Raw genomic sequence first — 20,945 nt, 5'->3', positions numbered from 1 at the left:
CCGCGGCGGCGCCGACGAGCAGGTGCTTCAGCTGCTGGGGTCGTACAGAGGGCAGCGCCACCGCGCCGCCCTCCTCCTGCTCGGGTACCGGCAGCCGGCGGCTGGCTGCCGAACCGCCGGGCCAACCGGACAGCCGCATCGCCTATCTGCGGCGCGGCCGCGCCGCGCGGCGTTCGGCAGGAGTGCGGGTCAGACGGTGCCGCGCCAGCTGCCTGTCTCGGTGCCGCGGGCTTCGATGAACTGCTTGAAGCGCTTGAGGTCGCCGGTGGCCTGGCGCTTGACGAAGCCAAGCTTGTCGCCGACGGTCTCGGCCAGGCCCTCGGGGTCGTGGTCGAGCTGGAGCATGATCTTGGTGGTGGTGTCGTCGATGTAGTGGAAGGTCACGACACCGGCCTGCTTGGCTTCTCCGCCGACGCTGGTCCAGGCGACCCGCTCGTCGGGGATCTGCTCGGTGATCTCCGCGTCGAACTCCCGCTCGACACCGGCGATCTTCGTCTTCCAGTGCGTCAGAGTCTGCGTACGCTGCTCGATCCGCTCGACCCCCTCCATGAACTGCGGGAAGCTCTCGAACTGCGTCCACTGGTTGTACGCGGCACTGACCGGGACGTTGACCTCGATGGACTCTTCAACCTGCGACACGGTGCTCTCCTTCGTGGGGGGATGTCCCCCTGGGGTGCCCCCGATCACGCCCGGCACACCCCGGCACCCGCCCGCTGGTGGCACGAACAGACCGAACTCCTTCAGAACGCCCCCTCCACCGACCAGGCCGTCACCCGCGGCGAAGAGCCTGACAGCGAGACCGACGGCGTTCCCTCCGCCTTCACCACCGCACTCGGTGAGGTATCCACCACCCACGCGAGCCTGCTGCCCACCGCACTCTTCACCGCCACGGACACCACGCTCACCCGAGTCCGCGACCGACTCCTATCACGCCCGAGGGCAATGCGGCCCCTGACCGCCGCCCGCCGGCACCCCTGGGCATGGGGGTGATGGCGGGACATCCATGTAAGGGCCCGTGATCACCGCTCCGGTGGCCGGCGCTGATCATCGGGAGACGGCAGAGTGAAGGGCCTGCGCCGTTACGGCGCAGGCCCTTCACTCCCATCCGGGAGCCCTGCGGCGGTTGTGTACGCCTGGTGGCGGGGTCAGCGAACGATCCAGCCGCGCTCCGCGTCGAAGTAGGCTGCCTGCCCCTTCACGGTGGTGATCCCGTACGGGCCGCCGAGGTTCTGGTACTCGCCGATGGCCCACCCCGCCTCGATGCCCGCGTGGCCGTCGGCGTGGGCGTCGAGGCCGTTCGCCGAAGCGGGGGCCGCGGCGATGAAACCGGCTGCGGTGACAGCTGCCAGGGTGATGGCGATACGACGGATCATGAGCGGTCTCTCCTTCGTTCCATAGGCATATGCGCGTGAAGTCACCCTGTCCACAAGACCGGTGGGTGATGGACGCGGCACGCGGGGATCCCGGCACGGAAGACCTGATCGGCCCTGCGGCGGGACCTGTGGAGAAGAGCGCACCGGCCCCGGCCTGACACCGGACGCCCAAAGCGGCGAGCCCGCTTCTGGGCGGACGGCCTCTGAACCGGCAGAGTCTCCACCCGCATTGTGGCCGCCCCCTTCACCACCCGGCAGCCCACCGCGGATGACCGCGCACTCGAAGCGCTGCAGGTCTACGCCGAGGGGCCGTGCGAGGGCACCATCGTGCACTACGCCTCGGTTGCCTGACCGCGCGTCCGCTGAGGAACGCCGACGGGTGCCCGGGAGGGTGGCCTCGCCCCCGGCGCTTGCTCGAGCTTGAGGCTGGTCCGACCGCCGAGGCACCTCGGCGGTCCGAGCCCCGCCCGTGCCGGGTGGTGGTGCTCAGGCGCCGGCTGTGTTCAGCCAGGTACTGATCCTGCCCAGGGCCCCGGGGCCGTAGTCGGAGGTGACGTCGGTGGCGAGGTCGGCGACGGTGATCGACCGGAGGGTTTCCCGCCAGGCGGTCTCCGCCCGGCCCATGGCGCGGCTGATGGCGCAGGGTGCGGCGCAGGCTTCCGGGGGAGTGGCCATCGGGCCGCGCTGTCGGATCTCGGTGCAGACGAACGCGGGCCCCGGGCCGTCGACCGCCTCGACGACGTCGAGCACTGTGATGAGCGCGGGTGACCGGGTCAGGACGTAGCCGCCCGCTTTGCCCTGGACCGACTGGACCAGACCGGCCCGCGAGAGGGCCTGCAGCTGCTTGGCGAGATAGCTGGGCGAGACGTCGTGCAGCTCCGCCAGCCGAGCGGCCGGTGTGGGCCCTTCCGCCGCGGTCAGCACGACGCAGCAGTGCAGTGCCCACTCGACGCCACCAGACATTTTCACTTCTTCACTCTATTCCACGGCTCCAGATACCCGGATACACAATGTCCGAGTATTATCGCGGATAAATGATGTCCGTGTTTGCCGGGTGGGAGGCGCGACGCCCCCGGCCGGCCGGGCGGGACGCGTGATCGAGGGAAGGGCAGGACCATGCACATTGCCGTCATCGGCGGAACCGGACTGATCGGATCCCAGGTGGTGCGGGATCTCGACGCGGCCGGACACCGCGCAGTACCCCACTCCCAGTCCACCGGGGTCGACGTGATCACCGGTGAGGGCCTGGACGCCGCCCTCACGGGCGCGGACGTGGTCGTCAACCTCACCAACTCACCGACGTTCGACGACGCCTCGCCCGGGTTTTTCCGGACCTCGATGGACAACCTCGTCACCGCCGCCAGGAAGGCGGATGTCGGGCACTTCGTCGTCCTGTCGATCGTCGGGGTCGACAAGGTGCCCGAGCTGGACTACTACCGGGCCAAGACGCTCCAGGAGGCCATCCTCAAGGCCGGCCCCGTGCCCTACTCCATCGTTCGCGCCACGCAGTTCATGGAGTTCATCCCCGCTGTCCTCTCCTGGACCGCCGACGACGACACGGTGCGCCTGCCACGCACCCGGCTCCAGCCGGTCGCCGCCGCGGACGTCGCCGCCACCGTCGCCGAGGTAGCCGCCGGCACCCCGCTCGGGGGCACTCTCGAACTCGCCGGGCCCGACGCCTATCCGCTGGACGAACTGGGCCTCATCACACTCCGCGCCGAGGGCGACAGCCGCTCGGTGACCACCGACGACACCGCTGGGATGTTCGCCGCGGTCAACGGGGACGTCCTCACCCCGAAGAGCGGCGCCCGAATCGCCCCCACCCGCTATACCGACTGGCTGGCCAGGCACGCCTGACCCGCCCCGCGGACGGCGGTCCTCTCGCCAGGCGCCGGAAGCCGCCGAGAACGCGCGCAGCGGTGGCTCCCCGTGCGGAGGGCCGCCGTGCCCTCGTGACCCCGGGCGGCGGGCTCGGGGATCCGTCACCGACAGCCTGCCGCCACGATGCGAGGAGCCGCTTGACGATGTCCGGGCGGCCACCCGCCAGCGCTTGCGCCGCCGACGCGCGGCGGGTGCGGATGACGCGGATGGTCTCGGTCCCGAGGGGGCGCTGAGCTCGTCGGCGTACCAGAGGTCCTCCGGGCCGCGTACGGAGCACAGCGGCACGCACGGTTCCTGTTCTTCCGCTGTGTGCCGGGTGCGGCGGAAGAAGGTCGTTGAGGTCAGCGAGACGTCTCCGCCGTTGCTGCATGACCATGCGCTGCAGGCGGTGAAGGGGCTGCGCTTGGAGGGGGGCTCCGTGTCCTTGCCCTCTGTGTCAGCGGTTCTCCTCCTGGGCCCGGAGGATGCCGAGCTTGGGCGGGCAGTCCGCGGCGCGGGCTTGCTCGGCGGCGAGCAACGCCGAGGCCATTTCGTATTCAGTGACGGTCGGCATGCCGGTGTTGGCGCGGTCCCGGCTACCGGCTTCGAGCAGCTGCCCGATGAGCGGTTCGTCCTCGGGCGCGCTCGCCCGCTCCGGGTACGCGGTTCCCCGGCACAGGTCATCGACATGCCGCAACAGGGCGTAGTACTCGTGCGTGTGCGTCGGGCCGTGGACGCCTGGGCGGGGCATGCCCACACCCAGCGACCGGCGGTGGGCCGCGCCTTCGACGATGGCAGTGCCCAGGGTGCCCTCCCGGCGGGAGGCGATGGCCCGCGCGGCCCAGGCCCGATTCGAGGTCGAGCGGTGGCAGTCGATCGTGCGGTCGCGCATGGCGACGTAGCGCTGCCCGGCGAGGGCGGTGTCGAGGTGGGTGCGCATCTCCTCCTCCAGAGGACCGTCCGCCCACATCGCGATCCACCGGGCGCCGGTGTGGTGGTACAGCCCCACTTCGATGTCGGTGACCTCGGCCAGATGCCGGGCGAGCAGAGCGGCTTGACGGCTGCGGCTCATGAGCTGTCTCCTGGGCGACGGTGGAAATCGGACGGCGTCCGCTCCCGGCGGCGGGCATCCGTAGGGATATCGGGGTGCCAAGATATCGACCGCATCACCGTGTGTGCATCTCTTCGGGGCGTTGCTGCGTAATGGTCATCGGATTACACGGCGTCAGCCGCAGTGCCTGTCAGTCCCGCCGTCGCCAATTCCTGCCCAGCCGCACCAATCCGTGGACCTCTCCGGAAGTCGGGCCGCAAGGGCGGACCCAGTTCGCGGACCGAACACGGTTCGCGGCGAAGCCCGTTCGGGTTGTTGTCAGTGCGGATCTGTAAGGTCCCCGCCCATGACCTCTCTCACTGGTGCTGAGCGCCCGGAAGACCTCGTGGCCGCCTACTCCGGGCTCCTGGGGTCGGTGAAGCGCACGCAGGCCCGCAAGGCGGTGCGGGAGCTTGTGGCGCTCGCCGACGACGGATCGGCCCTGAAGCTGGCGGCAGCGCTCGCGCCGGTAGCGGCTCTTGCGCCGGACACCTTGGTGCGGCTGTGGCCGCAGGCCCACGATCCGGACGGCTTCGCCGCGGCCCTGCTGGCCCCGGCCTTCCGAGAGGAAGGGCGTACGGAGCTGAAGCTGCAACGGGTGAACTCGCTGGCGGGCCTGCGGCACCTCGTCATGCTGCGCAGGCTGACAGTGGAGCGCTGCAAGGAGATATCCGACCTCACCGAACTCGAAAGCCTCACCGAGCTGCGCTCCCTCGACCTGAACGGCTGCGCGGGGGTAGAGGACCTGACACCTCTCAGCGGTCTGACCCAGCTGACGTGGCTGAGCCTGCACCGTTGCCGTCCGGTCCGCGACGTCAAGCCGCTGCTCACCCTCAGCCGTCTGCGCCATCTCGATCTGAGTATCACGCGGGTCACGTCCGTGGATGGATTCGCGGCCTCGTTTCCCCTGCTCGAAAAGCTCGACCTGCGGGGTTGCCGGTCCTTCAGAAGCCCCTCCCAGCTCTCGGGGCTGACCCGCCTGACCCATCTCGACCTGGGGTGGACGGCCGTACGCAACCTGAGCGGCCTGACGGACGTGCCCGCGCTCACGTCCCTGCACCTGGCGAGCTGCAAGCAGTTGCGCGACCTGACTGGCATCGACGCGGCTGAAAACCTCGTCGAGCTGGTCGTCGAGGAATGCCCAGCCCTCCGGTCCGTACAAGGCTTCGGGTGCCACCCCCGGCTGACGAAACTGGAGTTCAAGGGCTGCACGGAGCTTTCCGATCTGCGCGGTGCCTCCGCCCTGTCGCACCTGGAGGAACTGCGGATTTCGGGGAGCGAGCGCCTGGCCTCCCTCGCGGGCATGGGCCCTCTGCCCGCCCTGAAGGAGATCGCCATCGAGGACTGCCCCGCCTTGGCGGACTTCACAGGCCTTACCGGAATCGCCTCCGCGTACCGGCTGTACCTGAGCGGACTCGGCCTGATCCGGGACCTCGCCCCCTTCACCCTTCTCCGCGGCCTCCGCGCCCTCGCCCTCGACAGGTGCCAGGGTCTGTGGGAGCTCACCGGGCTTGACCTCCGCAGCGGCCTGGAGGAGCTGACGGTCAGCCGCACCGGCAGCCTGAGCAGTCCCGGCGACCTGGGCGAGGCACCGGACCTGCGGGTGCTGGAGCTCCGGGACCTTCCCGCGCTCGCCGATCTCGGCCTCCTGGGCGGCCTGACCGAGCTCACCACGGTCGGAATCAGGGGGTGCCCCGCGCTCACGGATATCAGCGCGCTTGCCCGCACGCCGCTCACCGGACTGTCGCTCCACCACACGACGGCCCTGGACTCGCTTCATGCGCTGGAGGAATGCCGCGACCTGCGCGTTCTGAGCGTGCGGGACATCCCCGGCCTCAGGACCTTCCCCGCACTCCCATCCCTGCGCGAGCTCTCCCTCGCCCGGCTCCACTGGAAGGAACTCTCGCCCCTCGCCGGCCTCGGAGGGCTCCAGCACCTCCGCCTGGACGACTTCGACGACCTGACCGACATCAGCGCACTGACCGGACTGCCCGACCTTTCCGAACTGCTCCTCGGACACCTTCACTCCTTCACCGACCTCGGGCCCCTGCTGGACATCCCGTCACTGCGGCGGCTCAACAAGTCACCCCAGATGAACGCGGAAATCCTGCAGGGCCGACGCGACCCCGTGCTGGTCGAACTCGCCAACCGCCAAGTCGCCATCGACCGGCGCTGAAGGACTTCCGGGTGGCACAGGCTGCAGACTTGGGCCGCTGCGGCTGTCCGTCGTCCGCATCGTCATCCTCGAAGACCAGCGTGAAGAAGCCCAGCGCAGCAACGCCGAACTCCAGCGAGGCGTCGGCCCGTCCAACGCGCCACCTGCCGCCTGAAGTCCGGTCGAGGCGGAGAAGTCCAGCACAGGCTGTCCGCCGTCGGTGATGCGCGCGAGGCCTCTTTCCAGCGGTGCTTTCGGGTGTCCCGAAGGCGCGCTCTCGTCCTGGGTCTGGGCGCGCCTTGCTGAGCCTTGCTCATTCGAGCAGGAGGCCCACCGGCTGGTCGCAGCGGTGTCTACGTACTGACTTCGGTGGGCCAATATCTATGGCCACGGCGTCAGGTTTCAATGCGCGGCGCCAGGAGCGTTACTGCAGCGAAAGGATCAGTGGAATTTATTCAGCGTACGCGGATCGCTGCAGCGTGCTACTGTCGGTCTCGGTTGCAGTTGTGGTTCCCAAGAATTCTAGCTTCTGTTTGGGTGTTTTCGACCAGCAGACGCTTCACTTTTTCCGGGCTTCTCCGGTCGGGGCATCATCGCGGCGACGCGGGACCCGCACTCGCGGGTCTCGGCGTACCTGCCCCCTGAAGGAGATGTCACATGGCGTCGAGAATCGTGAAGTGGTTCAGCGCGGGCCATAGGGTCTCGGCTCCATCGAAAAGGGCGTCGGCGCTGATGTCTCCGCCCACCCCTCGAACATCGCCGCCGAGGGATTCCGTGAACTGATGGAAGGCCAGAAGGTCACCTTCGGCATCGCGCCCAGCCCGAAGGGGCCGACGGCCGAGAATATCGTTCTCGTCTGACACTGGCACCTGTGCAGCACCTTTGCTTCCGGGTTTCCTGCCCCGTCTCTGGATACCCGCTCGGCGGTGGCAGAGATTCTCGATCCGCAGTGTCACTTGCCTCGTGGCCTGCCTCCCCATGCGGGATCAACCGCATTCCGTATTTGATTCCCCGTTCCGCTCGGCCCGTTCTTGTGATTCCCCGCGCTGTTCTTTCGCTGCTGGAATTCCTTGATGCGAGTCACCTCAAGGAAGGTTCTGAATGAACCCCACGCGTACGAACAACCGCTCTACCCGCGCACGTAGCCGAACCGCCGACTCCATTCGTGGCGGAAGCCGCGTCAACTCGACCACTTCGACCCGTTCGGTCGCTCCTGCTCGCTCCGGAGGTTCGAGTCGCTCGGGTGGCCTGGGACGGCGGCCCGTCGCGGTCCAGGGCGAGTTTGCCCTGCCGGTCACGGTCACTCCCGCACTGCCTGCTGCCGAGGCGTTCGCCGACCTCGACATGCCCAAGCAGTTGCTGGCGGCGCTGACCGTGCAGGGGGTGAGCGTTCCGTTCCCGATCCAGGGGGCGACCCTGCCCAACACTCTCGCGGGCCGTGATGCCCTGGGCCGGGGGCGCACCGGGTCCGGTAAGACCCTGGCCTTCGGCCTCGCCCTGCTGGCCCGTACTGCCGGTCAGCGGGCTGAGCCGCGACAGCCGTTGGCGCTGGTCCTGGTACCGACGCGTGAGCTGGCCCAGCAGGTGACCGACGCACTGGCTCCGTACGCGCGTGCGGTCAGGCTGCGGCTGGCCACGGTCGTGGGCGGAATGTCGATCGGGAGGCAGGTCAACGCGTTGCGCGGTGGTGCCGAAGTCGTCGTGGCGACGCCGGGACGACTCAAGGATCTCATCGACCGCGGTGACTGCCGGCTCGACCAGGTCGCGATCAGCGTCCTGGACGAGGCTGACCAGATGGCCGACATGGGCTTCATGCCCCAAGTCACCGAACTCCTCGACCAGGTCCGCCCCGAAGGGCAGCGGATGCTCTTTTCCGCCACCCTGGACCGCAACGTCGACCGCCTGGTCCGCCGTTACCTCAGTGACCCGGTCGTCCACTCCGTAGACCCTTCCGCCGGAGCGGTCACGACGATGGAGCACCACGTGCTGCACGTCCACGGCACCGACAAGCACCGCACGACGACCGAGATCGCCGCGCGCGAAGGCCGGGTCATCATGTTCCTGGACACCAAGCGCGCCGTGGACAAGCTCACCGACCACCTGCTGGCCAGCGGGGTGCGGGCGGCGGCTCTGCACGGAGGGAAGGCGCAGTCCCAGCGCACCCGGACCCTGACCCAGTTCAAGACGGGGCACGTCACCGTACTCGTGGCCACGAACGTCGCCGCCCGCGGCATCCACGTCGACAACCTCGACCTCGTCGTCAACGTCGACCCGCCGACCGACCACAAGGACTACCTCCACCGCGGCGGCCGGACCGCGCGGGCAGGGGAGTCCGGCAGCGTCGTCACCCTGGTCACCCCCAACCAGCGCCGCGACGTGGCCCGCCTCATGACGGCCGTCGGCATCGTGCCCCAGACCACCCAGATCCGCTCGGGCGAGGAGGCACTCGGCCGCATCACCGGCGCCCAGGTTCCCTCCGGAATTCCCGTGACGATCACCGCGCCGGTGGCCGCGCGGCCTCAGCGCAGCACGTCCTCACGCGGTCGGCGTCGCCCCGCCTCCGCAACCCGGCGCGCGAGCGCACATCAGGCGGCCGTCAACGCGGCGGCCTGAGAACTCCGTGATCCGGAAGCTGACACACTTGTGCAGGAGGCACCTATTGACGCTCGTCCAGATGCAGCCCCGCTCGACCAAGGCCACAGCCGTGGGCAGGACGGTGGCCGAGGCCATGGACACCGCCGGCCTCCAGGTGTACGACGACATGACCGTCGAGGTGGCCCTGTCCGTCATGGCCAGTGCCCATACCGGACATCTGCTGGTCTGCGACGACAGCAGTCTGTGCATCGGACTCATCACGCACGCCCGGCTCACAGCATTCCGCATGAGCCCGGCGTACTCGGACAGGGTCCAGCTGCGGGACATCTTCCGCGACCGAGGACCCTTCACCTCACCGTGGGCCACCACGGCCGAAGCCGGGCACATGATGCGCCACAGCGACGTCGATGCCCTGCCTGTGATCGACGAACACGGCAGTGCCCTGGGCGTGTTCGCTCTGGCCCGCTGAGCTGTCCCATCCGCAGCGGAACCACTCCATCGTCGCTTCTCTCCCTGTGAGGCATCATGCGCTTCGTCATCGCCCGCTTCCCGTTCGACCTGACCAGGAGCGGCGTCCTGGAATCGATGAAGGGCATCAAGCCCGAGCACGCCGCCGGCGAATCGGTGATCATCGGCCGACGCACCTACCCCGTCAAGCAGGTCGGAGAGGTCATCACACGTCAGGACCGCCGCGACTTCAGTGCCGGCGAGGTCCTACGGGCCATGACCCAGCTCGGCTTCACCTGCCGCAGCCTGGTCCCTGCCCCTGTCCCCACACGGGTTCCCACGTCGGTGGAGCAGGCATCCGCGATGCTCGGCGCACCTCTGCCTGCCTGACGAGCAGGCAGACGAGTGCTGTCGGCCAGAACATGGGTGGGGGCCGGCCGGAATGTTCCGGCCGGCCCCCACCGCGTACGGAGATCCCCGGGCAGCGGTTCAGTGGTCGGAGTAGCTGAAATCGCCCATGGTCCATGCACTGACGTCCTCGATCGCGACCCGGTACATGCCACCCGTCTCCGGGATTCCCACCGGTCCCTGCAAAATCCGAGCCACGTGAAAGTGCAGATGCGTGGGGGGCCCTTCCTCAGGTGCGGCAGTGGTGAACATGGCGGAGAAGTCGCTCAGCTGAGCCGAGTCCGCAAGGACCTCCGACACCCGCTGCCTCCAGACGGCTTCCGGTGCCAGCCGGCCCGTGATGACCGCTCCACCTGTTACGACGGTCAGGGGCATCTGGTTGCTCCGCCCGGACTCGACCAGAGCGGCAATGTCAACGAGCAGCGCATCGTGCTTCGGCATGAGGCCGATCATATGCGTCGGGGCCCCTGCTGCTCTCCTGTGGGGTGAGGCTTCGACGACGGCGCTGAGGCGCCGCAGATAGGCCTGCCAGAGCCGGTCGGTGTCCGCTTCGGCCGCGGCCCAAGACGACCGGTCGGTGAGTCTGGGATGCAGTCGGCCCCGGGAGTGTGCGACGGCGGTGCCGTGGATACGGGTGTCGGTGAGGTGTTTGCTGTCCGGGGCGTCCCAGGTGCCGGGCTGTGCGAAGACCGAACTCGCTGCCGGCGCTGCGGCCCCTGGTGTGAGGCTGCCGTGCCGGGGCCGGCCTGCGCAGGACTCGGTCCCAGCGCATCCGGGCCCGCACCTGCAGCGGCAGGTCCCGCAGGAGGTGGACGGCGAGGCGTAACGCATCCAGCGGGGCGGTCCACGAGCTGCGCCCCGGCTCCAGCGCGCAGACGCTCGGTGCCGCGGCCCGGGCGTCCGACAGCCCCGGGCGAGGGCGGCGTGGAGCCCTCCGTGGTCGGAGCGCATGTTCAGACGAAGGCCGCTTCTGTGTACGGCGATACTCAACCGAGTGGTCGAGTACGACGCAGCGTTCGACGACGTGCGTCGAAGATCAAGTTAGGCGCCGATCAGCTCACGCACGGTGGCCATGTCGCTGAAGGGGAGCAGTTCGCCCCGGATGCTCTGGTGCGGTTCGCTGCCCTTGCCCGCGATGAGCACGATGTCGTCCGGCCCCGCCTCCGCCAGCGCGGCGGCGATGGCCGAGCGGCGGTCGGTCAGCCGCTCGAACGGCGTCCCGGTCGACACGATGCCCTTCGCGATCTGGTCGAGGATGCTCTCGGGGTCTTCGTAGCGGGGGTTGTCGGAGGTGAGAACGCACAGGTCGGAGTGGGTGCCCGCGATCGCGCCCATCTCGGCGCGCTTGGTGGTGTCGCGGTCGCCACCACAGCCGAACACGGTGATGACCCGCCCTCGGGCGAAGCCCCGGATGGTGGTGAGGACCTTGTTGAGGGAATCCGGCGAGTGGGCGTAGTCCACGATCACCGAGGTACCCCCGGGGATCTGGAGGCGCTCGAAGCGGCCGGGGATCTGCGGCATCTGCTCCAGCGCGTCCACCAGCCCGGCCAGACCGTGGCCCAGGAGGTGGCACGCGGCCACTGTGGCCAGCGCGTTGGAGACGGAGAACCGGCCCGGCGACGGGATCGCCGCCGGATACTTGTGGCCGTCGTGGTGCAGGGTGAACCGGGAGCCCGAGGCATCCACGGTGAGGTCGCTCGCGCGGTAGTCCGCGTCGCCGTCCAGTGCGTATGTGGTCACGGCGCCGGGCATCAGCTTCCGGATCCCGGCACCCACCGGGTCGTCGGCGTTGACCACGGCGTGCCGGCACAGGCCCTGGAAGAGGCGGAGTTTGGCGTCCCGGTAGTTCGCCATGGTGCCGTGGTCGTCGAGGTGGTCCTGGGTCAGGTTGGTGAAGACGCCGACGTCGATGAACGTCCGGTCCAGGCGGTGCGTCAGCAGCCCCATCGACGTGGCCTCCAGGACGACGCTGCCGCACGCCCGGTCGCGCATGTGCCCCAACAGGTACTGGAGATCGGGCGATTCCGGAGTGCTGAGCACCGATGGCGGCATCGGGATGACCTCGTCCCCGATCCGGCTGCCCGCGGTTCCGATCACTCCGACCCGGGCCTGCTCGGCGAGCCGCAGCACCGACTCGGTCATGTACGAGACGGATGTCTTTCCGTTGGTCCCGGTGATGGCGATCAGGTCCATCGCCCGGCCCGGTTCGCCGAAGTAGCGCGAGGCCACCACTGCGGTGGCCTTGCGGACATCGGGGACGCGGACGGCGCACACGTCGCCCACCGCGGCGGGCAGGGGTGGCGCCTGTTCGTCGACGAGTACGGCGACCGCGCCGCGTGCGACGGCCGGGGCGACGGCGTGCGGGCCGCCGGCGGCATGGCCGGGCACCGCGGCGAACACGGAGCCGGGGGTGACCCGGTCCGCGTCGAACGTCACGCCGGCGGTGACGTCCGTGCGGTCGGGGGTTCCCCGCAGCACGTGGTGGTCCTGTCCGGCCATGAGGTCGCTCAGCTTCACGGTGATCCCTTCGAGTGCGGCGTCGGCCGGGTGGTGCGCCATTGCCGGGAAGCGGCACGGGCGGGTGCGCCGTGGGCCGCGTGGTGCTGTGGAGCCGATCGTGGAACGCACGCCTCCGGCGGACGCCGGAGGCGACGGAGGCTCCGGAGCTCGGCGCGCCGGAGCGGTGGTGTCGGTGTGGGGGCGGCGGGGCGGGGCGGTCACGCCAGGGGCGTGGAATGCCGGATGCCGCTGCCGGGAACGGTCGCGAAGATCGCTAGCCGTGGCCGTGCAGCGCGGTACGGCCCGTTCCGGGCGCCGCGTCCGCGGGCGCCGGGGGCACGGCCGCGCGGGCGGCGAAAGGGGGCAGCGCGGAGCAGGCCCGGTGCGGGCACTTACTCGGCTCGGCGCTGTGTCCCATGGGCCGAGTGTACGGGGTCGAAGGAACGGGCCCCCTCCGCGTCGGTCCCCCCAGCGGCACCTGTGACCCGGTGACCTCGGTGATGCCCGACCGGCAGGGCCGGATCTGGTGGGTCACCGGGCTCGGCGGGCCCGGGGACGGCAGGCGGTTCTGCCGATGATCTCGGAATCACCCGGTGCGGCAGCAAAGAAGTGACCTCTGACGGCAGGAACGTGGGAGGCGATCAATTTGGCTGCTCAACAGCGGAGCCAGGTGCCTCATCGTGAGGTTCGTCCGCACATACGCGGTGACCAGCAGCGCCCGGTCCTCCAACGACACTCTCCACACGGCCGCCCCCAGCCTGAGGAGCCAACATCCTCACGACGCGGCGCGGTCAGCAACTTGCCGAAGGCGCCCGGACTCAACCCGGTAGAAGTGGCTGCCCGGAACGGCGCGCAAGCTGTGCTCACACCTGGCACCGGCGAGGTCACCGCAGAGCGAGATCACTTACGGGACAGCCCTCAGTGCCGGGCCATGTCCTCGATCAAGTGCCCGCGTTTGCTGAAAACGCGGTGCGTGCTGTGGCGGCCGCCTTTCGTCGGCTTCGTGATGAGTGGCAGCGAAGGTAAGGCCCGGTCGCAGCGCACGTCCCGGGTCTGTCCTCGCCCGGCGATGCGCTCCTCAGCGGAGCTGAGAGGGCTGGCGAGGGCAACGAGCCCACCCGCCCTTGCTCGCGCCGGCGAGGGCTTCCATCGCCGAAGCCGACAGGCGAGGGCTATCCTCGGGTTGCCTCAACGGAGTTTGGTGGACACCAACAGGGATAATCCCAACCGTGAGGTCCGACTGAGTTTCCTGGGCTGACCTCGGCCCTCCGAAGCCGCGCCGTCGATTCTCCGTGGCATGCGCGCCCCTGCGGCGGGTGCCTGCTCGGCCGTCGGAAGCGCAGCGCGACCGTGAAGACGCGGGCGGCAGGTCGGCCGAAGCTCGGGGCGCCCCAGGGGTTCCAGTGAACGCGCACCGTCACGGGCGGCCCCATCGATCACGTCGAGTCGCACTCTCACAGGGGGAAGTACGGGTGCACAGGCTCATCGGCACTGCCGGTCAGCTGGCCAGGCCGCTGATTGCGTCGCCGATGTACTTGGCGGCGAGGACGACCAGGACGGTGGTCATGATGGCCGCGTTGTGGGCGGTCATCCACGCCTTCCATCCACCGAGCACCTTCGCGGACTTCGCGCCGCCGAGGAGGTAGACACCGAGCGGCAGCAGGGTGCAGAGGGAAGCGACGAGCACCATGAGGACGGCGGCGCCGGTCTTGCCGCCCGTCGAGGCGGTGCTCGCGGCGATGGAGACGGCGCCTCCGACGGCGAGGACCAGGTTCTTGGGGTTGGCGACGGCGAGCGCGGCGGCGAGCCCGGCCGACTTGCCGGGGGTGAAGCGGTCGATCGTGGCCATCCAGCCCGGCGGTTCGGCCGCGCGGCCCTCTCTCGGCCGGTCCTTCCACTGCTTGGCGCCCAGGAGCAGGAACAGCAGGCCGAGGCACAGCTTGAGCCACAGCGTCCAGGTGGCCGGGCCGTCGTCGCCGCCGGACGCGTCGCCACCCGAGCTGGCGAGGACGACCACCGTGACCAGGACGGCGAGTGAGAGCACCCAGCCCGCGGTGAAGGCGATGCCGTTGCGCCGGCCCTGGGGGGTGGCCAGCATGAGGATCACGGCGATCAGCGGCAGAGGGCTGATGGCGATGCCGACTGCGGAGGCGAGCATCTGCCCGATCGCGTCTCCCACGGCGGCCTCAGCTCCGTGCCACGACGGGCGGCAGTTGATAGGTGCCGTCGAGGACGGGCTGTCCGGGGGTGTAGAGGCGGATCATGGGGCGGAAGTCGCCGGTCGGGGCGGGGAGCCAGTTCGCTGCCTCGGCGGGGTCGGTGGGCCGTTCCCGTTGGATGACGACGGTCAGCGAGCCGTCCTCGCCGTACACCAGGCCGGGGGTGCGGTCGCCGAGGGAATACCGGTCGGCCGGATTGGCGACGAGGTAGTAGTCGGGGGTGTCGTACATGGTCACCGACCAGAACGACCCGACGGGCGGCGGCTGTTCGAAGCGCAGGGTGTAGGAGCGGGAGCCGTTCAGCTGCTCGCCGCCGGCGTCGGTGTAGGTGCGGGCGTACACCGCCTCGTAGCCGTGGTTGCCCCAGAGCCCGACGCGGGCCGCCGTGGCGCGGACGAGGTAGGACGCCTCGCGGTCGGCGATCTTCCACTGTGGCGCGTCGATGGTCCCGACGCCGAGGTGGTCGAGGTTGTAGTCGAACAGGTGGGGATTCATCTCCCAGGACCCCGGCCGGCGGCCGCCGTCGGTGGGGGGCTTCGACGCGGCCTCGACCCGCGCCTTGCCGGCCGCGACCCCCCGGGTGAGGGCGTCGACGAGCTCGGGGGACGGGTTCACGTACGGCGAGGGGCCCTCTTCGAGGAGGCCGAGCGGCTGGAAGCGCTCCTGGTGGTCCTGGTCGGGGCCGGCGGGCGGGAAGGCCGCCGTCCAGACCCGCAGTTGCTCCCAGAAGTGCAGTTCCTCGGGCACGTCGGGATCGGGCGACGGCAGCCCCGAGGTGTGCGTGCCGGTTTCGGGAGCGGTGAGGGTGAGCGCCTGCTGCAGGGCGTGGACGCGGGGCATGTCGCCCGGCCCGTCGCAGGCGAAGCGGCCGACGACGGACACGACGGCGGTCGGCGCCTCGATCACGCCGCGCACTCCGTCGGGGGTGGTGCCGGTCCAGCGGGGCGGGACGAGCAGCCAGTCGCTCTCCTCGGTGCCGGTGGCCCGCTTGCCGAGGTAGGCGAAGTTGTTGCTCCACACGTCGACGAACTGCAGGACGAAGTAGGCGCCGGCCGTGTCCGGCACGTGGAGCAGCAGAGGGCCGCCGGAGAGGTCGACCTGGGCGATGGAGTAGACGGTGTCGTTGTTCACCGACACGAACTGGGCGTCAGCGGTCGCCAGCTTGGTGGCGTGCCCGAACCGGTTGAACGGGGCGGGCGGCAGGGAGCCGAAGCCCCGTTGCACGGACGTCGAGACCATCGACACGTCGAAGACAAGGGGGTAACCGTAGACATAGGCGTCGGCGGCCAGATCCGCCAGGCTGCCGGTGCTGCTCGGGCTCGCGGCGCTGTTCGGTTCTGCGGGGCTGTGCGGGCTGGTCACAACGGGCTCCTGTCAGGCGTCGATGCTCAGGGCGGTCAGTGCCGACACGTCGTCACTCCTCTTCCGTGGCAGGCGGACGTCATCGGGGCAGGGCCCTACGGGGTGACGACGGGAAAGCCGGCGTCGGGCGCGGTGACGTAGGACAGGAGTCGGGCCAGCATGGCCGGGTCGCCGTCGGTGGTGACGCTGTCGAGGCCCTGCCCGGCCAGGATGCCCAGGAGCTGCGGCCTGGTGAGCGTGAGGGTGAGTCCGGCGGGGGTGCGGGGCTCGCCCGCGAGGGTGCGGTGGGTGAGGGCGCCGTTGTGGAGGGTGAGGCGGTGGCGGGCGTCCTCGTCGGTGAGGACGAGGTCGACGGTGAGGTCCTCGTGCCAGGCGCGCGGGCCGTCGATGCGGACGGCGACGGAGTCGAGGAGCATGTCGGTGGTCAGTGCCGTTGCCATCTCGGGGTTGCCGGTGTCGAGCAGGGCGGCGTTCTCGCCGTGGCGCAGCTCCATCGCGGAGGTGAGGTAGAAGTTGCGCCAGGTGCCGTTCTCGGCGCCGTGGCCGAGCCGGTCATAGACCCCCGCGAGCGCCTCCTTGGCGTCCGTGCGGGCGGGATCGGCGAAGACGAGGTGGTTGAGGAGGGTGGCGGCGAAGCGTAGGTCGCCGTGCCCGATGTAGTCGCGGGCCTTGGCCAGGGTCCGCTCGGGGCCGCCGGCGAGGTCGACGTACCGCTTGGCCAGTTCGACGGGCGGGTGCTCCCAGAGGGTGGCGGCGTTGCCGTTGAACCAGCCGAGGTAGCGCTGGTAGATCGCCTTGACGTTGTGGCTGAGGGATCCGTAGTAGCCGCGCAGGTGCCACGCCTTCTCCAGGGCGGGCGGGAGCTGGATCTCCTCGGCGATCTCCGGGGCGGTCAGGCCGGTGTTGAGGAGGCGCAGGGTCTGATCGTGCATGTAGGCGTAGAGGTCGCGCTGTTCGGAGAGGAAGCGCACGACGTTGTCGTGGCCCCAGGTCGGCCAGTGGTGGGAGGCGAAGGCGACGTCGTAGCGTCCGTCGAAGAGGTCGACGGCCTCGTCGAGGTAGCGGGACCAGATGCGGGAGTCGCGCACGACGGCGCCGCGCAGGGTCAGGATGTTGTGCATGTTGTGGGTGGCGTTCTCCGCCAGGCACAGGGCGCGGTGGTCGGGGAAGAGGAAGTTCATCTCAGCGGGGGCCTCGGTGCCGGGGGTCAGCTGGAAGACGATCCGTACCCCGTCGACCGTCTCCTCCTGGCCTGTCCTCGTGATGTCCACGGTGGGCGGGATGAGGGTGATGGTGCCGGTCGAGGTGGTCATGCCGAGGCCGGCGCCGATCTGGCCGTCGGGCGCCTTGGGCAGCCGGTCCCCGTACATGAAGACCGCGCGGCGGGTCATGGCGTTGCCGGCGTAGACGTTCTCGCTGACCGCGTGCTCCAGGAACCCGGCCGGCGCGAGGATCGGCACGCCCGCCTCGGTGCCGCGCGCCAGCACACCGCGGGCGCCGCCGAAGTGGTCGCCGTGCGAGTGGGTGTAGATCAGGCCGGTGACGGGCCTCTCGCCGCGGTGCTCGCGGTAGAGGGCGAGCGCGGCGGCGGCGGTCTCCGCGGAGATGAGCGGGTCGATGACGACCACACCGCGCTCGCCCTCCACCAGCGTCATGTTCGACAGGTCGAGGCCTCGGACCTGGTAGATCCCCCCGGTCACCTCGTACAGGCCCTGCTTCGAGGCGAGCTGCGCCTGCCGCCACAGGCTCGGGTTCGCCGTGTCGGGGCACTCGCTCCCGAGGAATGCGTAGGCGTCGTTGTCCCACACCACGCGCCCGTCCGCCGACTCGACCACGCCGGGGGTCAGCGCACCGATGAAACCGCGGTCGGCGTTGTCGAAGTCGGTGGTGTCCTCGAAGGGGAGGGCGCTCATCTCGTGCTCCGTTCTGCGGCGGTGCGATCCGGTCCATCTGAACACCGGCCGGCGGTATGCGCACTTTGTCACGCATGGCCGGTCGGCTCGTCGTCGGACCTGCTGCCGGGTGCGGTGCCGGCCTGCTGCCGTGTGGCGATCCAGGCGTGCCCGTCGGCGACCGCCGTGCCCAGGGACCCGAACAGCTCGGGGCGGGCGGGTACGACTCCTCCCTCCCCGAGTCGCTCGCTCAGCCCGGACGCTTCCAGTGCACGTACGAGCGGGGGCCTGGCCCCGGCCAGGACGAGCCGGCCTCCGGCGTCGGCGAGCGTGCGGGCGTAGCGGTCGAGCAGTTTGATCACGGCCGAGGACGGCACGTCCGGCACGGTCCGTACGACGAGCACGAGGACGGCGTCGCGGGCCCCGGCGGGGTCGGGCAGCTGGGCTTCGATGCGGGGGAGTTCGGCGAAGAAGGATACGCCTGCGTAGTCGAGCACCGTGACGTCGCCGGGCGGCAGTCGCCTTGGCGGGTCGGCAGTGCGCCAGGTCCTGTCCTCGCCCCGGTCGAGGGCGACGACCTCGGCCTGACGGGCGGCCTGGGCGCAGAACAGCAGCAGGGACAGGACGGCGCCCAGGACGATGGCCTGCTGGAGCGGGAGCTGGGTGGTGGCCAGGAAGGTGAGGACCATCGCCGCTGACGACATCCGGGAGGTGCGGAGCACGAGGCGGATGTCGCGGCGCTTGCCCCAGACCAGTTCGCCACCGACGACGAGGATAAGGCCGCCGATGACGGGCATCGGGATGCGCTCGGCGAGCGACCCGCACAGCAGGACGACGAGGGCGAGGAAGACGCCGGAGACCACCCCGGCCCAGCGGGTGCGGGCCCCGGCGGAGACGGCGACCCCGGTGCGGGACAGCGAGCCACCGGAGGGCAGCGCCTGGAACAGGCCTCCGAGAAGGTTCGCGTACCCCTGGGAGCGGAAGTCGCCGTTGACGTCGGAGCGTGAGCCGTCGGGGTTCGGCATGGACGGCGAGATCCCGGCCGCCTGCGCGAGGGCGACGAGCGCCACGGAGAACGCCCCGCCGACCAGCTCGCGCACGGCCGACAGGTCGGGTGCGGTGAAGGAGGGCAGGGCGGCGGGAATCGAGGCGATGCCCTTCACCAGTTCCACGTCGGCGGACAAGGCCGCCACCCCGACGCTCGCGACGACCATGGCGATCAGCAGGGCCACCGCCTCGAGCCGCTTCACCGCCCGCGCCGCCGCCCAGACGGCCAGGGTGCAGGCGGCGACGAGGGTCGTCGACCCTTCCCAGTCCCCGACGTGCACCAGCCAGTCGCCGAGCTGGTGCAACTTGTTGTGCCCCTGCGGCTCGTAGCCGGTCGCGTCCTCCAGTACGCCGGTGACGATCTGCAGGGCGATGCCGGTGGAGAACCCGGTCATGACCGCGTTCGACACGAAGCTCATGACGGCCCCGAGCCGGAGCACGCCCATCAGCAGCATCACCGCACCGACCATCAACGTCAGTACGGCCACGTTGCCGGCGTCCTTCGGATCCAGCCCCGCGTCAGACAGCACGCTCTGCGAGGTCAGGGCGATCGCGCTGGTCAGCGTCGTGACCATGAGGACGGTGCGGGAGGTCAGCGAGCCCGCGATCGCGGGCACCACGCCCGCGTACAGGCCGGCGACCGGGTTGAACCCGGCGATCGCCGCGTACGCCATCCCCTCCGGGATGGAGAACAGCCCGGTCACCGCGCCCGAGGTGGCGTCGGCGGGTGTCGGACGGCCCAGCCCGCGCAGCCTCGACGGGAGGTGCCTGCGCCGACGGGCCGCCATTACCCCACCGCCCCTCTCCGTCCGTCCGCCCTCAGGCAACCCCGGCCGAGGGGCCCCGGCCACCGAGACCTGTCCGAACGGGCGAACGGCGCGGCGGAGCCGCCGGCCAGGATGCCGGCCGCCCCGTCGAACCGTCCGTCTGGCGACGAGGCGCCGGTCGGACGGCGGGCGGACCCGCCCGGCCCTCGGTCTCAGTGGCTGACGGGGACCCCGGTGGCCTGGGACTCCGGGACACCGAGGCGCTTCGCGTCCTTCTCCGGACGCATGAAGAGCGCCGCCAGCAGGCCGGTGATCAGGAGCAGCGCCGCCGTGACAAGCCAGCCGTTCCGGTAGCCGGCCGTGGCTGTCGACGCGCTGTCCACGATCCCGCCGAGGATGAGGGGCGACACGATCCCGCCCAGGGCGAAGACCGCCACCAGCGCGCCGAGGGCGACGCCACGCTGGGAGGGTGGAGTGATCCGGGCGACGGACGTCTGGGCGACGGTGATCATGACCAGGGCGAGGGCCATCGGGCCGAACATCATCGGGATCTTGATCCAGAGAATGCCCGAGGTCGCGAACAGGGCCACCGCGGCCGCCGAGGCCAGAAGGAGCAGACCGGCTCCGGCTCCGGCGGACAGCCTGCCTCCGGTGCCGCGCAGGGCGGCCCGGCGGGCCAACAGCCCGTGGGCGAGGAGCACGACGCCGTTGGCGACCGCGCCCCCGCCGACCGCCGCACCGGCCTGCCGGAGGTCCCAGCCGAGGGCCGTGTGGAGGTAGTCGGGCAGCCAGGTGAGCTTGGCGCTCATCACCCAGTACGCCGCGAACGATCCCAGTGCCGCCGTGACGAAGGTGGGGGACAGCAGGACGGACCGCAGCGGCACCTCGGGGCAGACGGCGTCCTCGGTGCGCGCGCGGCTGCCCACCGGCGGGGCCAACGGCCCCTCCCTGCCCTTCACCGCCCACAGCAAGCTGGCCAGGCCCGCCGCTCCAAAGGCCCAGCGCCACCCGAAGTGAGAGATCACCGCCCCCAGGGCCGGCGCCGCCACCGCGACGCCGGCCGCCGCGCCCACCATGAGGACTGCGGTCGGCAGGGTGCGTTCTCGCTGCTCGAACCAGCCGAAGACGTGATGGGCCGCCACCGGCGCCGCAGGCCCCTCGGCGAAGCCCAGGAGCACCCGGGTCGCGATCAGCGTCCCGAAACCCGCCGCGGCCCAAGAGCATCGGGAGT

General features: G+C 70.4%; 18 protein-coding genes and 4 pseudogenes. 8 read left to right on the top strand and 14 right to left on the bottom strand.

Annotated elements, in window-relative coordinates; translation table 11 throughout:
- Positions 1-189: 189 nt before the first annotated feature.
- Positions 190-639 carry an SRPBCC family protein gene (locus IE134_RS13310; protein ID WP_030118894.1) on the bottom strand — a complete coding sequence of 150 codons (450 nt, stop codon included), beginning with the start codon at positions 637-639 and terminating at the stop codon, positions 190-192.
- 21 nt (positions 640-660) lie between these two features.
- On the opposite strand from IE134_RS13310, the gene IE134_RS13305 reads away from it, so the two are divergent.
- Positions 661-990 carry a hypothetical protein gene (locus tag IE134_RS13305; RefSeq protein ID WP_030714623.1) on the top strand — a complete coding sequence of 110 codons (330 nt, stop codon included), beginning with the start codon at positions 661-663 and terminating at the stop codon, positions 988-990.
- A 155-nt stretch (positions 991-1,145) separates the two neighbouring features.
- Here IE134_RS13305 and IE134_RS13300 read toward each other — a convergent pair whose 3' ends face one another.
- Positions 1,146-1,373 (bottom strand): hypothetical protein, encoded by a 228-nt coding sequence (locus IE134_RS13300; protein WP_189430570.1) that lies wholly within the window; start codon positions 1,371-1,373, stop codon positions 1,146-1,148.
- 486 nt (positions 1,374-1,859) lie between these two features.
- The gene (locus IE134_RS13295) at positions 1,860-2,336 is read right to left on the bottom strand and encodes an RrF2 family transcriptional regulator (RefSeq protein ID WP_032794503.1); all 477 of its coding nucleotides are present in this window, start codon (positions 2,334-2,336) and stop codon (positions 1,860-1,862) included.
- A 153-nt stretch (positions 2,337-2,489) separates the two neighbouring features.
- On the opposite strand from IE134_RS13295, the gene IE134_RS13290 reads away from it, so the two are divergent.
- The gene (locus IE134_RS13290; protein ID WP_098019813.1) at positions 2,490-3,230 is read left to right on the top strand and encodes an SDR family oxidoreductase; all 741 of its coding nucleotides are present in this window, start codon (positions 2,490-2,492) and stop codon (positions 3,228-3,230) included.
- Between the two features lie 460 nt (positions 3,231-3,690).
- Here the strand turns inward: IE134_RS13290 and IE134_RS13285 are convergent, their stop codons facing one another.
- Positions 3,691-4,305: a hypothetical protein gene (locus IE134_RS13285; protein WP_030118899.1), complete on the bottom strand. Its 615-nt coding sequence runs from the start codon at positions 4,303-4,305 to the stop codon at positions 3,691-3,693.
- A 325-nt stretch (positions 4,306-4,630) separates the two neighbouring features.
- On the opposite strand from IE134_RS13285, the gene IE134_RS13280 reads away from it, so the two are divergent.
- From IE134_RS13280 to IE134_RS13260, 6 genes and pseudogenes are all read left to right on the top strand, one after another.
- Positions 4,631-6,499, top strand: coding sequence for a leucine-rich repeat domain-containing protein (locus tag IE134_RS13280; protein WP_189430568.1), 1,869 nt, complete (start codon positions 4,631-4,633; stop codon positions 6,497-6,499).
- A 55-nt stretch (positions 6,500-6,554) separates the two neighbouring features.
- Positions 6,555-6,653, top strand: a pseudogene (locus IE134_RS34635) (MerR family transcriptional regulator); the annotation flags it as partial.
- 482 nt (positions 6,654-7,135) lie between these two features.
- Positions 7,136-7,338, top strand: a pseudogene (locus IE134_RS13275) (cold shock domain-containing protein).
- Positions 7,339-7,579: 241 nt separating this feature from the next.
- Positions 7,580-9,091 carry a DEAD/DEAH box helicase gene (locus IE134_RS13270; RefSeq protein WP_098019810.1) on the top strand — a complete coding sequence of 504 codons (1,512 nt, stop codon included), beginning with the start codon at positions 7,580-7,582 and terminating at the stop codon, positions 9,089-9,091.
- 46 nt (positions 9,092-9,137) lie between these two features.
- The gene (locus tag IE134_RS13265) at positions 9,138-9,542 is read left to right on the top strand and encodes a CBS domain-containing protein (protein ID WP_030118904.1); all 405 of its coding nucleotides are present in this window, start codon (positions 9,138-9,140) and stop codon (positions 9,540-9,542) included.
- Between the two features lie 56 nt (positions 9,543-9,598).
- Entirely contained in the window at positions 9,599-9,910 is a 312-nt protein-coding gene (locus IE134_RS13260) for an SCO5918 family protein (protein ID WP_030118905.1), read from the top strand.
- A 99-nt stretch (positions 9,911-10,009) separates the two neighbouring features.
- Here the strand turns inward: IE134_RS13260 and IE134_RS13255 are convergent, their stop codons facing one another.
- The 10 genes and pseudogenes from IE134_RS13255 to IE134_RS13215 all read right to left on the bottom strand — a co-directional run.
- Positions 10,010-10,369 carry a GvpU-like protein gene (locus IE134_RS13255; protein ID WP_030118906.1) on the bottom strand — a complete coding sequence of 120 codons (360 nt, stop codon included), beginning with the start codon at positions 10,367-10,369 and terminating at the stop codon, positions 10,010-10,012.
- A gap of 69 nt (positions 10,370-10,438) precedes the next feature.
- Positions 10,439-10,805, bottom strand: a pseudogene (locus IE134_RS34535) (transposase); the annotation flags it as partial.
- A gap of 164 nt (positions 10,806-10,969) precedes the next feature.
- Positions 10,970-12,445, bottom strand: a complete 1,476-nt coding sequence (locus IE134_RS13250; RefSeq protein WP_189430678.1) for a UDP-N-acetylmuramoyl-L-alanyl-D-glutamate--2,6-diaminopimelate ligase — start codon at positions 12,443-12,445, stop codon at positions 10,970-10,972.
- 256 nt (positions 12,446-12,701) lie between these two features.
- The gene (locus IE134_RS13245; RefSeq protein WP_158767680.1) at positions 12,702-12,845 is read right to left on the bottom strand and encodes a hypothetical protein; all 144 of its coding nucleotides are present in this window, start codon (positions 12,843-12,845) and stop codon (positions 12,702-12,704) included.
- Between the two features lie 1,080 nt (positions 12,846-13,925).
- Positions 13,926-14,606 carry a GAP family protein gene (locus IE134_RS13235; RefSeq protein WP_126931999.1) on the bottom strand — a complete coding sequence of 227 codons (681 nt, stop codon included), beginning with the start codon at positions 14,604-14,606 and terminating at the stop codon, positions 13,926-13,928.
- Between the two features lie 7 nt (positions 14,607-14,613).
- The gene (locus IE134_RS13230; protein ID WP_229823551.1) at positions 14,614-15,945 is read right to left on the bottom strand and encodes a DUF1254 domain-containing protein; all 1,332 of its coding nucleotides are present in this window, start codon (positions 15,943-15,945) and stop codon (positions 14,614-14,616) included.
- Positions 15,946-16,103: 158 nt separating this feature from the next.
- Positions 16,104-17,921, bottom strand: a complete 1,818-nt coding sequence (locus tag IE134_RS13225) for an alkyl/aryl-sulfatase (RefSeq protein WP_189430565.1) — start codon at positions 17,919-17,921, stop codon at positions 16,104-16,106.
- A gap of 68 nt (positions 17,922-17,989) precedes the next feature.
- Positions 17,990-19,735 carry a SulP family inorganic anion transporter gene (locus IE134_RS13220; protein ID WP_126932001.1) on the bottom strand — a complete coding sequence of 582 codons (1,746 nt, stop codon included), beginning with the start codon at positions 19,733-19,735 and terminating at the stop codon, positions 17,990-17,992.
- 191 nt (positions 19,736-19,926) lie between these two features.
- On the bottom strand, positions 19,927-20,226 hold the full coding sequence (locus IE134_RS34630) for an MFS transporter (protein ID WP_373296800.1): 300 nt from the start codon (positions 20,224-20,226) through the stop codon (positions 19,927-19,929).
- Positions 20,227-20,232: 6 nt separating this feature from the next.
- A pseudogene (locus IE134_RS13215) lies at positions 20,233-20,913 on the bottom strand (MFS transporter); the annotation flags it as partial.
- Positions 20,914-20,945 lie beyond the last annotated feature (32 nt).

It is taken from the genome of Streptomyces rubiginosohelvolus, assembly GCF_014649875.1.
Taxonomy (GTDB): Bacteria; Actinomycetota; Actinomycetes; order Streptomycetales; family Streptomycetaceae; genus Streptomyces; species Streptomyces rubiginosohelvolus.
This window is presented reverse-complemented; position numbering and strand designations above follow the sequence as displayed.